The 13,285-nt window shown below is 37.8% G+C and carries 11 protein-coding genes; all 11 read right to left on the bottom strand.

Annotated elements, in window-relative coordinates; all coding sequences use genetic code 11:
- Nucleotides 1-5 precede the first annotated feature (5 nt).
- The gene (locus BK585_RS01730; protein ID WP_078551417.1) at nt 6-758 is read right to left on the bottom strand and encodes an SDR family NAD(P)-dependent oxidoreductase; all 753 of its coding nucleotides are present in this window, start codon (nt 756-758) and stop codon (nt 6-8) included.
- Between the two features lie 226 nt (nt 759-984).
- Nucleotides 985-3,063, bottom strand: coding sequence for a methyl-accepting chemotaxis protein (locus BK585_RS24960; RefSeq protein ID WP_170885446.1), 2,079 nt, complete (start codon nt 3,061-3,063; stop codon nt 985-987).
- Nucleotides 3,064-3,115: 52 nt separating this feature from the next.
- The gene (locus BK585_RS01720; RefSeq protein WP_170885445.1) at nt 3,116-3,412 is read right to left on the bottom strand and encodes an STAS domain-containing protein; all 297 of its coding nucleotides are present in this window, start codon (nt 3,410-3,412) and stop codon (nt 3,116-3,118) included.
- On the bottom strand, nt 3,390-3,842 hold the full coding sequence (locus tag BK585_RS01715; protein WP_078551414.1) for an ATP-binding protein: 453 nt from the start codon (nt 3,840-3,842) through the stop codon (nt 3,390-3,392). Before BK585_RS01715 ends, BK585_RS01720 begins: the two co-directional genes overlap by 23 nt.
- A 503-nt stretch (nt 3,843-4,345) precedes the next feature.
- Nucleotides 4,346-4,696 carry a DUF2200 domain-containing protein gene (locus BK585_RS01710; protein WP_078551413.1) on the bottom strand — a complete coding sequence of 117 codons (351 nt, stop codon included), beginning with the start codon at nt 4,694-4,696 and terminating at the stop codon, nt 4,346-4,348.
- A gap of 135 nt (nt 4,697-4,831) precedes the next feature.
- The gene (locus tag BK585_RS23620) at nt 4,832-5,071 is read right to left on the bottom strand and encodes a DUF6171 family protein (protein WP_139367478.1); all 240 of its coding nucleotides are present in this window, start codon (nt 5,069-5,071) and stop codon (nt 4,832-4,834) included.
- 3 nt (nt 5,072-5,074) lie between these two features.
- On the bottom strand, nt 5,075-6,562 hold the full coding sequence (locus tag BK585_RS01705; RefSeq protein WP_078551412.1) for an alpha-N-arabinofuranosidase: 1,488 nt from the start codon (nt 6,560-6,562) through the stop codon (nt 5,075-5,077).
- Nucleotides 6,563-6,616: 54 nt separating this feature from the next.
- Nucleotides 6,617-8,890 carry a glycoside hydrolase family 127 protein gene (locus BK585_RS01700; protein ID WP_078551411.1) on the bottom strand — a complete coding sequence of 758 codons (2,274 nt, stop codon included), beginning with the start codon at nt 8,888-8,890 and terminating at the stop codon, nt 6,617-6,619.
- Between the two features lie 157 nt (nt 8,891-9,047).
- On the bottom strand, nt 9,048-10,538 hold the full coding sequence (araA, locus tag BK585_RS01695; RefSeq protein WP_078551410.1) for an L-arabinose isomerase: 1,491 nt from the start codon (nt 10,536-10,538) through the stop codon (nt 9,048-9,050).
- A 32-nt stretch (nt 10,539-10,570) separates the two neighbouring features.
- Entirely contained in the window at nt 10,571-11,269 is a 699-nt protein-coding gene (gene araD / locus BK585_RS01690) for an L-ribulose-5-phosphate 4-epimerase (protein ID WP_078551409.1), read from the bottom strand.
- Nucleotides 11,270-11,583: 314 nt separating this feature from the next.
- Nucleotides 11,584-13,182 (bottom strand): xylulokinase, encoded by a 1,599-nt coding sequence (locus tag BK585_RS01685; RefSeq protein WP_078551408.1) that lies wholly within the window; start codon nt 13,180-13,182, stop codon nt 11,584-11,586.
- Nucleotides 13,183-13,285: the final 103 nt, after the last annotated feature.

Here is a 13,285-nt window from a genome sequence, read left to right as displayed (position 1 = left end):
TAAATTTATATCGTATATGGATTTGGTTTAATGGATTCCGCTTTTTTCACAGCTTCTTCAAACGACATATTATAAAAGGCGGCAGCAGGGAAAAAACAAGCGCTCTGCATGTCATTGACAAACGCTCCAACCGCTACACCTGGAATCGCACTCTCAGGAGTATTTGGTGCTTGCGATCCTCCTAAGTCAGTTGTACACCAGTTTGGGTCAGTAATACTCATTACGACATTGGTTCCTTCTAGCCTTGGTGCCAAATCCTTTGTATATTTATCAACTGCTGCTTTACTTGCCGCATAGGCTGAAAGCTCTGGCTGGTCTTTGATTCCACTTGTTGTGTTTATAATTCGACCAAAGCCTCGTTCAATCATTTTTGGAATGAACCGGTTTGAAATCGTAACAAGTGAAATGACGTTTACTTGAAAGCTTTGTTCAAAATCTGCTACTGGCGTTTCCCATACATTTTCTCGATATGGCGTTTGAATGGCTGCATTATTAAATAAAATATCAACAGCAGTTCCTTTTGCTTCAATTTCATCTAGCATCCGTACAACAGATTCATGATTTGCTAAATCTGCTTCAACACTATAGACTTCCACACCTAAAGCCTTGACCTCCTGCTCCACTTTCTTCGTATGCTCAAGATTTCGACTATGTAAAATGAGATTAGCTCCTTGCTTTGCCATAAAAATAGCTACTTGATATCCGATACCTCTACTAGCTCCTGTAACGAGTGTCCATTTTCCTTTTACATCAATCATATTATTATTACCCCTTTTCATACAATAAGGTATGTACTTCTCCACAAAGTATATGGCCTGTTTTATTTTGTGGCAATGACTGAAATTTATTAAAGCTAATCAAAATAAGGGTAGTTAGTTTGTTATTTATAGTAACTTTACTACTTTTTTATTTTTACTAAATATGAAAAAAGGCTAATAAAAAGGTAAATACTTTACCACTTTTATTAGCCTTTCTGTTTACTTATTAAAGCTTGAATTTTTCAATAGAATTCATCAAGTCATTTGCCATTCCCGAGTTTTGTTCTGAAACCGCACTTACATTTTGCATCGCAAGTGTTGTCTCATCAAAGGAGACCATCATTTGTTCTGCACTTGTCGCTGTAGACTCAACGATAGTAGCTAGATTGTTAATTAACTCAACAATAGTTTCTGATGTAGCAACCTCATCGCTTGTAATATCACTTATTTCGTTAATTGCTTGTTCCGTAATATTAACTGCATCTAATATTTGCTGAAGCGAGTCACCCGCAATTTTCGCTACAAGGGTTCCTTCATTGACAATATTTCTGCTTTCCTCCATAGATACAGCAGATTTCATCGTTAAATCTGCAATCTTTTCTGTCAGCTTTGAAACTTCGGAAGCCCCATGATTAGATTCTTCTGCTAATTTACGTACTTCGTTAGCAACGACAGCAAACCCTTTTCCATGCTCTCCTGCACGAGCAGCTTCAATCGATGCATTTAACGCCAATAAATTGGTTTGCTCCGCTATCGCTGTAATTGTTGTTGTGATTTGTCCAATCTCTTTAGAGTAGACTTCTAACTCTTTAATTAAGATTTGCGTTTGTTCTGTTTTGTCTTCAATTTCACCCATTTTATCAATCGTTTCTTCTACTTTTACTACTCCATTTTCAGCTGACTTCATCGTATTCTCTGAACTAGCCTTCCCATTAGATGCTTTTTCTTTCGCTAGCTGAATTAAAGACGATAATTGAATAAGCGATTGTGAAGCATCTAGTGTCGCTTCTTTTCCTTTTGTTGCATCCTGAGAAACGCCCTGAACGACGCTATTTAATACCTCTACTGAAGCAGTAACCTCTTCAACTGAAGCAGATGTTTCCTCAGAACCTGCACTTAACTCTTCAGCGGAACTAGCAATTCCACTTACTAAATTATTCATCTTAACATTCATACCATTTATAGCTTTGACCAACTCTCCAACTTCGTCATTGCTTGTCACTTGCAGTGGGTCATGAGCTAAGTTTCCATTTTCAATCTCTTTCACTCTCTCACTAGCTTTAGTAATAGGTTTGCTCATTTTACGTGCAAAGAAAATTGCTACTACAACTATAATGACTATGGATATAACCACTACTGTAAGAAGGGCAATGATAAGGTCATTAATAGATTTTTGAGCTTCTGCCTTATCGATTTCACTAATAATTACCCAATCTAAACCCTTAATGTCAAGTGGAGCATAAGCACTATACACATACTCTCCACGATAATCTTTGATTAACTCTTTACCTATGTTCCCGCTTATTGCTTCACGAGTCGCGACAGTATCAATCTCAAGCACACCTATATCTAGTTCTTCCGTAAAAATAGAATCTGAACGCATCAGCTTATCAGATCCAACTAAATAAGTTTCGCCTGTGTTCCCCATACCTGTTCGTTCGGACATGATAACTCCAATGGCTTCATCAGAGATTTGAAGAGCAACAATGCCTAAAAACTTACCATTGTCTTCTTTTATGGGAGCCGCTATAAACGCCGCATGTTCATTTGACGGTTCATAAAATTCGTAATCTTCTAGTACAATTTGATTTTTGGCAGTTACTAGCGTATGTGCAAGGTTTGATTCCTTTAAACTACCAGTTACTAAATTTTCCCCAAAATCAGATTCCTTTTCAACGGTATATACAATATCGCCCTGTTCATCAATCAAAAATAAATCATAATATCCATACGTATACGCAAAATGCTTTAAATCACCATCAAACTTATCATGAACTTCTTGATATTCGGCACTATGAACCCCGTACTCTTCAAAAGCTATTTGAAGTTCTTCAACCGCATTTTTTACTAGACTTCTTTTTGCTAAAATTTCAATGTCATTGAATCTTTCTGCAAAATAAGCTTCAATTTGCGACTTTTTGATGTCTCTAATCGCAGTTAGCTTACTTTCCTTTTCAAATACTAGAGCTTTAGATGCATTGGATATACTGTAATAACTAAGTATAGCCATTGGAATCAAACTAAGAATTAAAAAAAGGAATGTCATTTTTATCATTAAACTTATTTTCTTGGTTTTTATTTGCATTTTCATTCACCTCTGTGGATTCTAGTTGTTTGCTAGTGTAGGACTAATTTGATTACTGAATATCAAAAACTAAATGTAGTCTTGTTAACTCAATTACTTCTTTAACAGCTCCATGTACACCAGTAATAACAAAAGATCCACCTATATTAGACATTTTCTTATGAAAACCAATCAGTACTCCTAAACCTGAACTATCTATATACGAAAGATTAGTAAGGTCAACCGATAGCTGAGTATAGCCCTTTTCCAACTGTTTCAAGACTTTTTCTCTTACTTCAATAGATTCTTGAACGTACATTTTTCCTTCTAATCTAACTGTTACAACTTCACCAATTACCTCTATGTTCATCTGCACTGCCATTTCCCCCCAATTTCTTTAATAGTGTGACTTGATTTCCTTTGTCACTATACTTAATTTCATCCATAAATTTATGCATGATATAAATCCCTCGGCCTGACTCTGACCACAATATTTCATCCATAAGACTATCCCTTTTTTCATTTAATTCTTGTAATTTACCTTGAACATCAAATCCAGGACCATCATCAGTAATCGTTATCTGTAAAAAAACCTGGTCTTTAGTTACTTCAATTTCTAGATTTTTAGAGGATGCAATCGCATTATTCAAAGCTTCATTGACTGCCATTTCAACAAAAATAAATTCATCTAGCACTGCTTTTAAATGACACCTTACATGTTGTTGAAGTCTTTCAATTTCTCCCCAATCCTCACAGCTAATTTTTTCTTTATAAATTATTTTTTCTATATAACTATCCATCGCATTGTCTTTCCTTTTAAGTATTCATATGCACTCGATTTTTGCATAAACTACAACCCTCTCTTAGTAAGTCAAGATGCTGATACATCCTATTGAAAATTTGTCGAAAAATATCACTTTTTTTGTATTGTAACACGAATAATGCAAAATAGTACGCACTTAAAACAAAGTTCACCATTTAGAAACACTTATATAGCAATAGTTTCCTGTTATTCATGCAATTAACTAGCTAAACATGATATGTATATATTTTTATAATAAAAGTAAATAAACGTATTACACAGGCCCTAAATTAGCTTCAGGTAGCGGTTTATCTCTATCTTCTTTGCTTCTTAAAACAAGCTGATAAATTTCTAGAAAAACGGAGACACGAGTAGAACGATTGACTCCATATAAAAAGCCGTTGAATGCTTGTACATTTTCAACGGCTTACTATTCTAATGAATTCAGTATTAAGATTACTTTTTGATAGAACCTAGGAAGTCAGTGTTGTTCACTTTATATTAGTTTCGTAAAATCTTCTCAAATGCTTTTCCCTTTGCTAACTCATCAATTAATTTATCCAAATAGCGAATTTCTCTCATAGTCGGTTCTTCTACGTTTTCAACTCGAACACCGCAGACTACCCCTTTTATTAATTCTCTCGAAGGGTTCATTTGTGGTGCTTCCTCTAAGAATGTCTCAAAATCAGTCTGTTTTTTGAGTTGAGCTTCTAATTCTTCCTGACTATACCCAGTCAACCAACGGATGATTTCATCAACTTCTTCTTTAGTACGTCCCTTTCTCTCCGCTTTTTTAACATAATGAGGATAGACACTTGCAAAGCTCATTGTATAAATCTTGTGTTTAGTCATCGAACTCCCCCGCATCTAATTTTCCTAAGTATAATATGAATACTAAACTAGTTCAACCAACGAACAAAGCCGAAACAAAAGGTAAAACAACAACCTTTGTTCCGGCTTTACTTAGTTTGAGTTTGAGAATAGAAACTACCACTTCGCTCCTGAAGGTTCAGGACACTTCTTATCTTTAAGATACGTCCGGTAACTGACCAGGCATCCTGAATGTTTGCACGTTGAACCATATACTAGTGATGGACATTCCATACAAATCTCTAATCTTTTTTCATACGTTTCTTCATCGACGGTATTGGCATTGTCTATCTGAACATCAATATCCACGTCTACTACTGGTGTTCGGCAACTCTTACATTGCCTTTTGTCTGACATCTTTTACTTTACCGTTACAACAGCAACTGACATCGGAGGTAATGTCAATGAAAGCTCGTTAGCTTCTAATGTAACATCCGTAAGCGCTGTTGGTTTTACGTTCTCTGGTTGTTCAAACGTATTATGTGCATTTAATGTATCTGCTGTTAAAATGCGTCCAGATACTTGCTCTGCTTGATTTACTAATCCACGAAGCTCAATTTTCACATCAGAGGCTTCCTTTGGATTTAAGTTACATAAACTAATATGTAATTGCCCTTCGCTATCTTTTGATGCTGATACACTGACAGAAGGTAACTTTTCACCATTGAGTTCGTAAGTGCCTATTGTAGATTGGATATCCACTTTTGTCGCGTCTTGGTGAACTTTAAACATTTCGAACACATGATAAGTTGGGGTGGTAATCATCTTTTCGCCTTCTGTTAAAATCATTGCTTGAAGAACATTAACGGTTTGTGCAATGTTTGCCATTTGAACACGGTCATTATGATCATGGAAAATATGAAAGTGTAAGCCGGCAACTAATGCATCCCGAATCGTATTTTGTTGATATAAGAAGCCAGGGTTCGTACCAGGTTCCACATCAAACCATGTTCCCCACTCATCAATAATCATTCCAACACGTTTTTCTGGATCATATTTATCCATAATTGTGCCGTGTTTCGTAATCAGTTCATCGATGTATAACGCCTTTTTCATCGTCGCATACCATTCTTCTTCTCGAGGGTCTAGTGCTGCCCCTTTGCCTAACCAAAAGTCTCCAGGAACCGTGTAATAGTGAACGCTTAAGCCATCCATTAGAGACCCTGCTTCTCGCATTAACACTTCTGTCCAATGATAGTCATCAACATTTGCTCCACCAGCAATTTTGTAAACTTTATTTTCCCCATAATTTTTTACGTATGTTTGATATTGGCGGTATAAATCTGCATAGTACTCCGCTCGCATATTACCACCGCAACCCCAGTTTTCATTTCCTACTCCGAAGTACTTTAATGGCCATGATTTTTCTCTTCCATTTTCTTTTCTCCAGTTTGCCATCGGAGACTCTCCATCAAATGTCATATACTCAACCCACTCGGACATTTCTTGAACTGTACCACTTCCTACATTTCCACAAATATATGGCTCGGTTTCAAGCATTTCGCACAGCATCATAAACTCATGAGTTCCAAAGTGATTGTTTTCTACAACTCCACCCCAGTTTGTATTGACCATTCTTTTTCGTTGTTCACGTGGGCCTATCCCATCTTTCCAATGATATTCATCAGCAAAGCATCCACCAGGCCAACGTAATACTGGCACATTGATTTCTTTTAGAGCTGCAACCACATCATTACGAATTCCATTTGTATTCGGGATCGAAGAATCTTCGCCTACCCAAAATCCTTCATAAATACATCTTCCTAAGTGCTCGGAAAAGTGTCCATAAATATTTTTATTAATAATTCCTTTTTCCACATCTGTATTAATCGTAATTTTATTTGTCATATTGGATACTCCTTAATCGTACTCATATTTGTGTTACGTCTAGTCTTGGTAGTCTTATTTAGTCATTCTCACTCCATATACTCCACCAGCTATTTTTCCTTCTTCATTTGATCTAAACGTTACTTCTACGCTAGTCTTTCCTTCTGTAAGTTCATATGGAATAGAGTATCGAACATCAAAAGTACTTACTGGAGATGCATTTGATTCTAGTTTTTGACTAGCAATAACAACTCCATCAATGAGAATATCAAATTCTCGTTCATATGTTTTGTTATCTTCCTCGATAGTTCGGTCGCCACCAAAGTATGTGACTTCTAACCCCATTTTCTTGTCTTCTTCTACTTTCATTTTATAGCTAAAATACCCTTGGTCCCTAGCATCACGCCACCCGCGTTGAACGAGATGAAAGTATCCTGCATTTGAATTTAGTGACTTTATTCCATGCTCTACTTCTGGCTGTTGTTCACTAGGTTGTACAAAGTCAACCGTAACGGTTTGTAACCTTTTTCTTTCTTCCCTTTCTTTATCAACAAATGTTGAAAATTCTTCATCATTCATGAGGTTCCAATACATGGTATACCTTTGGTGATGAAGGTTATAAAAAGGAAGCAATGTTACTTTCACATCTCCTGGTTGTCCTACGGCTTCTGTTTCAAACCGTAACGGTGAGCCTTCCACTCGTTTAATCCATTCTGAAAGTTTTGTTTTATCAGCAACAAGATCCGGCACTTCAATAAGCGGATGATTATTTAATGCAAGGTGGTCAGCAATAATATCATTCTCAGGGAAGTTCTCTCGACCTAATGCACCTGCTAACACAATTGGTCCATACATAATTCCTACTTTATAAGGGTCATCCTTAGCTGTATAAAGATGAAGGTCGATTGGGAGATGAATCTCTATCGTATCTCCAGTGTTCCACTTTCGTTCTATCGTTAAATAGCCACTTTCCACACTGGTATATGTTGATTTCCCGTTAACTAAAGCCGTTACGGAACCCGCTATCCAGTAAGGAACCCGAATATGTAGGCTATAATAATGGTTACTCCCTTTTTCTACGAAAAGTTTTGTACGGTCCGTTTCTGGAAAATTAGTTTCCTGCTTTACTATAAAGTCTGTCTCTGTAATTTCAATCGTCGAAGGAATAAATAGATTTACATAAAAATCACTTGAGTTTACATAGTAAATTCCCCTTGTATACCGTGCAGGATTCTCCATCCCAGTTCCTGTACAACACCAAAAGGAGTTTTCTGGTGTACAATACACTTTAAAATGTCCAGGTTGTGAGGAAACAAAATACGTTTTCATTCCTGAATCTGGATCTTGCGATGCTAGTATATGATTGTATAGCGCTCTCTCGTAGAAATCTACTTGTTTTACATCTCTAAACCATTCAAACATGATTTCTGTAAGTTTTAACATATTGTACGTGTTGCATGTTTCCGTTGTTTGAACGCCTAGTTTCTCATCATTCATTGGGCCAAAATGCTCATCCTTACTATTGCCACCAATCATGTAAGACCGAGATGTTGTCACTTGATTCCAGAAGAAAACAGCTATTTTCTTATATTTTTCGTCTCTCGTAATGTTAAATAATTTCGCTGCACCAATGACCTTGGGAATTTGCGTATTGGCATGCTTTCCTTCTAACTCATCAATTCCATGTGCTAGTGGGTCCAGTACTGCTTTATGACAAAACCGAATCGCAAGGTCTAAATAGCCCCGCTCTCCTGTAATCAAATATAAGTCAGCCATGGCTTCGTTCATTCCGCCATGCTCACACGTAAGCATCTTCTGAAATTGGTCATCCGTTAAGTGAGCTGACCCATTTTGTACCCAATCGGCAAGCTTTATTACTACCTCTAATGCTTTATCGTTCCCAAGAAGTTGATAACAATCTATAAGACCTGCATATATTTTATGGAGACTATACCAAGGCACCCACTGCCCAGCCAGACTAAAATTTTCAACCTCAAAGTCTCCAGTAAATGTCTTATCAAAACATTCTCTTGAAAATCCACTGACATATCCATCTTTGTCAAAACTCTGCACATAAGCAAGTTCGTCAATGGCATATTCTAGTTTTTGCTTTAGCAACTCATCCTTTGTTACAGTCCACATTTGAGCTACCGCAGAGAGCCAATGACCAATCGAATGCCCACTAATTCCTGTTGACTCCCAGCCACCATATCGATTCTTTTTAGGAGTAAGTGAAACAGCTTCATAACATGGCGCCATAAGTCGGTCGACATCTAAATACAGCAAGTACTCTTTTCCTTTTTCTTGAGAATCTTTGAACATCCCTTGCAAAAGGTCTATTTTTACCATACTTCTCAACCTCCTCATCCCTAGCTATTTGTTTTAATTATTTTTGTTAAGCGCTTCCACTTCTTTTTTTAGTCGTCTTAACTAGCTACTAGGTCAAGAAATATAGTGTAACTAGATAAGTCTGACACTTACCTAGTTACACATCATTTATCATTACTTATTTAAGCTTCCAAGCGATATCATTTAACTTTAACGTATTACGGAATGTTAATAAATCTGTGTTTTTATCGATAATTACGGTTTCAATTCCAGTCATTTCTGCCCAATCTACTAATTGTTCCGTTGTTACTTCATAAGTAAACACCGTGTGGTGAGCTCCGCCTGCTCGAATCCAAGCTTCCGCAGCCTCATTCAAAGAAGGTTGTGCTTTCCATAGTACTCTAGCGACAGGAAGTTTCGGCATTGCCTTGACTGGCTTAACAGCATCTACTTCGTTAATGACTAATCGGAAACGATTGCCAAGGTCAATAAGTGATGCATTAAGCGCACGACCCTCCGCACCATCAAACACCATTCGAGCTGGGTCTGCTTTTCCACCAATTCCTAAAGGATGAACTTCAATCTTTGGTTTCGTTGCAGCAATGGTAGGACAAATCTCAAGCATATGAGAACCTAATACTAATTCGTTCCCTGGCTCCATATGATACGTATAGTCCTCCATGAAAGATGTTCCTTTATTGTTAGCCATGATTTTCATTACACGAAGTAATGCTGCTGTTTTCCAGTCGCCTTCTCCAGCAAAACCATATCCTTCTGCCATTAGACGTTGTACCGCAAGACCTGGTAGCTGTTTGATTCCATGTAGGTCTTCAAATGTAGTTGTAAATGCACTAAAGTTTCCCTGTTGAAGGAATGCCTTCATCCCTATCTCAATTCGAGCTTGTTCACGAATTGAATCTTGGATTGCTCCTGCCGCACGCGCTTCTGGCGCTAAATCATAAAGTTCACTATACTCGTCAAATAGAGCATTAACATCAGATTCAGAAACCGCTTGGATCTGTTGAGCTAAATCGCCAACAGCATACCCATTTGTTGACCAACCAAATTGGATTTGTGCCTCTACTTTATCCCCTTCAGTTACAGCCACTTCTCGCATGTTATCGCCAAATCGTGCAATTTTCAAAGAATTTCCTTCAGTGAAACCAACAGCTGTTTGCATCCAACCGCCAATACGTGATTTTACATTTGCGTCATCCCAGTAGCCAACAATGACTTTTCGAGCAATATCCATTCGAGCACCTAAAAATCCGTACTCGCGATCCCCATGAGCGGCTTGGTTTAAGTTCATAAAGTCCATATCAATGCTATCCCAAGGAATATCACGGTTATACTGAGTATGCAAGTGTAATAATGGTTTTCTTAGTTGAGATAAACCAGCAATCCACATTTTTGCAGGAGAGAACGTGTGCATCCATGTAATAATACCTGCACAGTTATCATCGGCATTTGCATCAATACATAACCTTCTAATTGCATCTGGTGTTGTCAGAATCGGTTTAAATACAAGCTTAAATGGAATCGTTTCATCTTTATCCAAACCTTCTGTAATCTCTCTTGAATGCGCCTCTACTTCTTGAAGTGTTTCTGGTCCATATAGGTGTTGACTTCCTGTCACAAACCAAAATTCATAAGGTCTTACTTGTAACATAATATTTCCTCCTCAGTGTTTATCGTTTTTGATTAATCCTTTTTTAATTGGCCGTAATATGCATTTGCTCCATGTTTTCTTAAAAAGTGCTTGTTTAACAGGTTTTGGTCCATCGGTTCAACATCTGGATTAATGCGATATGTTCTTGAAGCCATTTTAGCTACTTCTTCTAAAACTACTGCATTATGCAAGGCTTCATGTGGGTCTTTTCCCCAATTAAACGGGGCATGACTGTGAACAAGAACACTTGGGATTTGCATTGGGTCAATCCCATCAAAAGTCTCGATAATCACATTGCCTGTTTCTCTTTCATAATCACCCTTAATTTCTTGCTCTGTCATTGGACGTGTGCAAGGAATATGTCCATAAAAATAATCCGCATGTGTTGTGCCAAGCGCAGGAATGCCTTTACCCGCTTGCGCCCAACTTGTTGCCCACGGCGAATGCGTATGAACAATTCCTCCGACCTGAGGAAACGCTCTATATAATTGAAGATGAGTAGGAGTATCTGAAGAAGGGTTTAGAGAACCTTCGACAACATTACCGTCTAAGTCTAGTAAAACGATATCGTCTCTCTTCAATTTTTCGTAGGAAACACCACTCGGCTTAATCGCTACAATCCCGTTTTCTCTGTCTATTCCACTAACATTCCCCCATGTAAATGTAACAAGTCCGTACTTAGGCAAATCTAGATTTGCTTCTAAAACAGCTTGCTTTAATTGTTCATACATGCAAGGTCACTCCCCTCTGTAGTCACATTTCATTCTACGTCCTATTATATAGTTGTACGTACAAATATTCAACATTCTTTTACTTAGCAGTAGCACCATTAAAAACGATAAGAAATCAAAGAATCTTTGTCGTTTTACAGGATGAGTTGCTAATAAAAATACAGTAAGCTATCTATTTCCTTAACAGGACAATAGAATCGCTTTTATCTTGTGCGTACAATATAGCAAATGAGCTATAGTCATCCTTCTTTTTATTATTTCCTATATTATCAAATAAAAACGTGGTAGAGGAGCTTCCCCTACCACGTTCTAGCTTACTTAAGATGATTTACTGCCGCTCTTTCGATTGGTAGCCCCTTCTTATATCGTTCCATAAATTGTTCATAACCAGTAACATCTTTCTCGTCTGGACGAACTGTTTTTACCGTTTGACCAGCAAATACATTTTCTTTTAAATAGTGTTCCAATGTTTCGTTTTCCTTTTTGTTAACCATATACGACCCAAGCAAGGCAATGCCCCATGCTCCGCCTTCTCCTGCTGTTTCCATTACAGAAACAGGAACACCAAAGGCAGCTGCTAGCATTTTTTGTCCTACACCTTCTGTCTTAAATAGTCCACCATGACCTAATACTTCATCTAGACTTACTTTTTCTTCTTTGAATAGAATATCCATTCCCATTTTCATTGCACCAAACGCCGTATACAATTGAACACGCATGAAATTTGCTAAATTAAATTGACTAGCCGAAGAACGTACAAACAACGGACGTCCTTCCTCAAAATGAGTCATATGTTCTCCTGAAAGATACCCGTAAGATAATAACCCTCCGCCATCAGGATCTCCTTTAAGGGCCAGATTAAATAGCGTTTCATATAATCTATTTTTATCAATACCCAATCCCAAGGCCTCTGTCAATTCATCAAATAACCCTACCCATGCATTTAGGTCCGAAGAACAATTATTTGAATGAGCCATCGCTACTAAATTCCCTGTAGGAGTCGTTACGAGGTCAATTTCCGGGTAAACTTTTGTCAGCTCTTTTTCTAAGACAACCATCGCAAAGGCTGACGTGCCCGCAGAAACATTACCTGTCCGCTTCGCTATGCTGTTGGTCGCAACCATACCGGTTCCCGCATCCCCTTCAGGTGGACATAAAGGAATACCCGCTGTTAACTGCCCACTTTTATCGAGAAGGAGCGCTCCTTCTTTTGTCAGAGAACCTGCATTTTCTCCCGCTACTAAGACACGAGGTAATACCTCATTAAGATTCCATGGTAAATCTTTTACAGCGTCCAAGTTATTAAACTGTGTAATCATTGTTTGATTATAGTTTTTAGTGTGTAAATCAATTGGAAAGACACCAGATGCTTCGCCAACTCCAACTACCTTTTCGCCCGTCAGTTTCCAATGAACATAACCTGCTAGTGTCGTTATAAAATCAATGTCACCGATATGGCCTTCCTCGTTAAGAATCGCTTGGTAGAGATGTGCAATACTCCATCTTTGAGGGATATTGTACGTAAAAAGCGCGGTTAACTCTGATGACGCTTTTTCAGTTATATTATTACGCCATGTACGAAAAGGAACTAATAGCTCCCCTTCTTTATTAAATGGCATATAACCATGCATCATTGCACTTATACCGATCGCTCCTACAGACTGTAATGTAACATCGTACTTTTCTTTCACATCTGCAGACAGCTTTTGATAACTGTCTTGTAAACCGTTCCAAACATCCTCTAGAGAATATGTCCATACCTGGTCGATATACTTATTTTCCCACTCATGGCTTCCAGAAGCGATGGGTGCATTATCTTCTCCAATGAGAACCGCTTTAATCCGCGTTGACCCAAGTTCAATCCCTAAGACTGTTTTGCCGCTATCAATTGCTTTTTTAACCTCAATGCTCATGTTCTTGTCCCCCTCGACCTTTAATAACTCAATTATAAAAGCAGCACTGAATTTACACAATCAAAAAATGTACGTACAACTTTCTTTGTATTCAAACCACAAC

This window comes from Bacillus alkalicellulosilyticus (genome assembly GCF_002019795.1).
Classification (GTDB): Bacteria; Bacillota; Bacilli; order Bacillales; family Bacillaceae_F; genus Bacillus_AO; species Bacillus_AO alkalicellulosilyticum.
This window is presented reverse-complemented; position numbering and strand designations above follow the sequence as displayed.

Bases quoted from the DNA above. Each gene is read 5' to 3' on its own strand.
- BK585_RS01730 (WP_078551417.1), bottom strand. From the start codon at position 758: ATGATTGATGTAAAAGGAAAATGGACACTCGTTACAGGAGCTAGTAGA.
- BK585_RS24960 (WP_170885446.1), bottom strand. From the start codon at position 3,063: ATGCAAATAAAAACCAAGAAAATAAGTTTAATGATAAAAATGACATTC.
- BK585_RS01720 (WP_170885445.1), bottom strand. From the start codon at position 3,412: ATGAACATAGAGGTAATTGGTGAAGTTGTAACAGTTAGATTAGAAGGA.
- BK585_RS01715 (WP_078551414.1), bottom strand. From the start codon at position 3,842: ATGGATAGTTATATAGAAAAAATAATTTATAAAGAAAAAATTAGCTGT.
- BK585_RS01710 (WP_078551413.1), bottom strand. From the start codon at position 4,696: ATGACTAAACACAAGATTTATACAATGAGCTTTGCAAGTGTCTATCCT.
- BK585_RS23620 (WP_139367478.1), bottom strand. From the start codon at position 5,071: ATGTCAGACAAAAGGCAATGTAAGAGTTGCCGAACACCAGTAGTAGAC.
- BK585_RS01705 (WP_078551412.1), bottom strand. From the start codon at position 6,562: ATGACAAATAAAATTACGATTAATACAGATGTGGAAAAAGGAATTATT.
- BK585_RS01700 (WP_078551411.1), bottom strand. From the start codon at position 8,890: ATGGTAAAAATAGACCTTTTGCAAGGGATGTTCAAAGATTCTCAAGAA.
- araA (WP_078551410.1), bottom strand. From the start codon at position 10,538: ATGTTACAAGTAAGACCTTATGAATTTTGGTTTGTGACAGGAAGTCAA.
- araD (WP_078551409.1), bottom strand. From the start codon at position 11,269: ATGTATGAACAATTAAAGCAAGCTGTTTTAGAAGCAAATCTAGATTTG.
- BK585_RS01685 (WP_078551408.1), bottom strand. From the start codon at position 13,182: ATGAGCATTGAGGTTAAAAAAGCAATTGATAGCGGCAAAACAGTCTTA.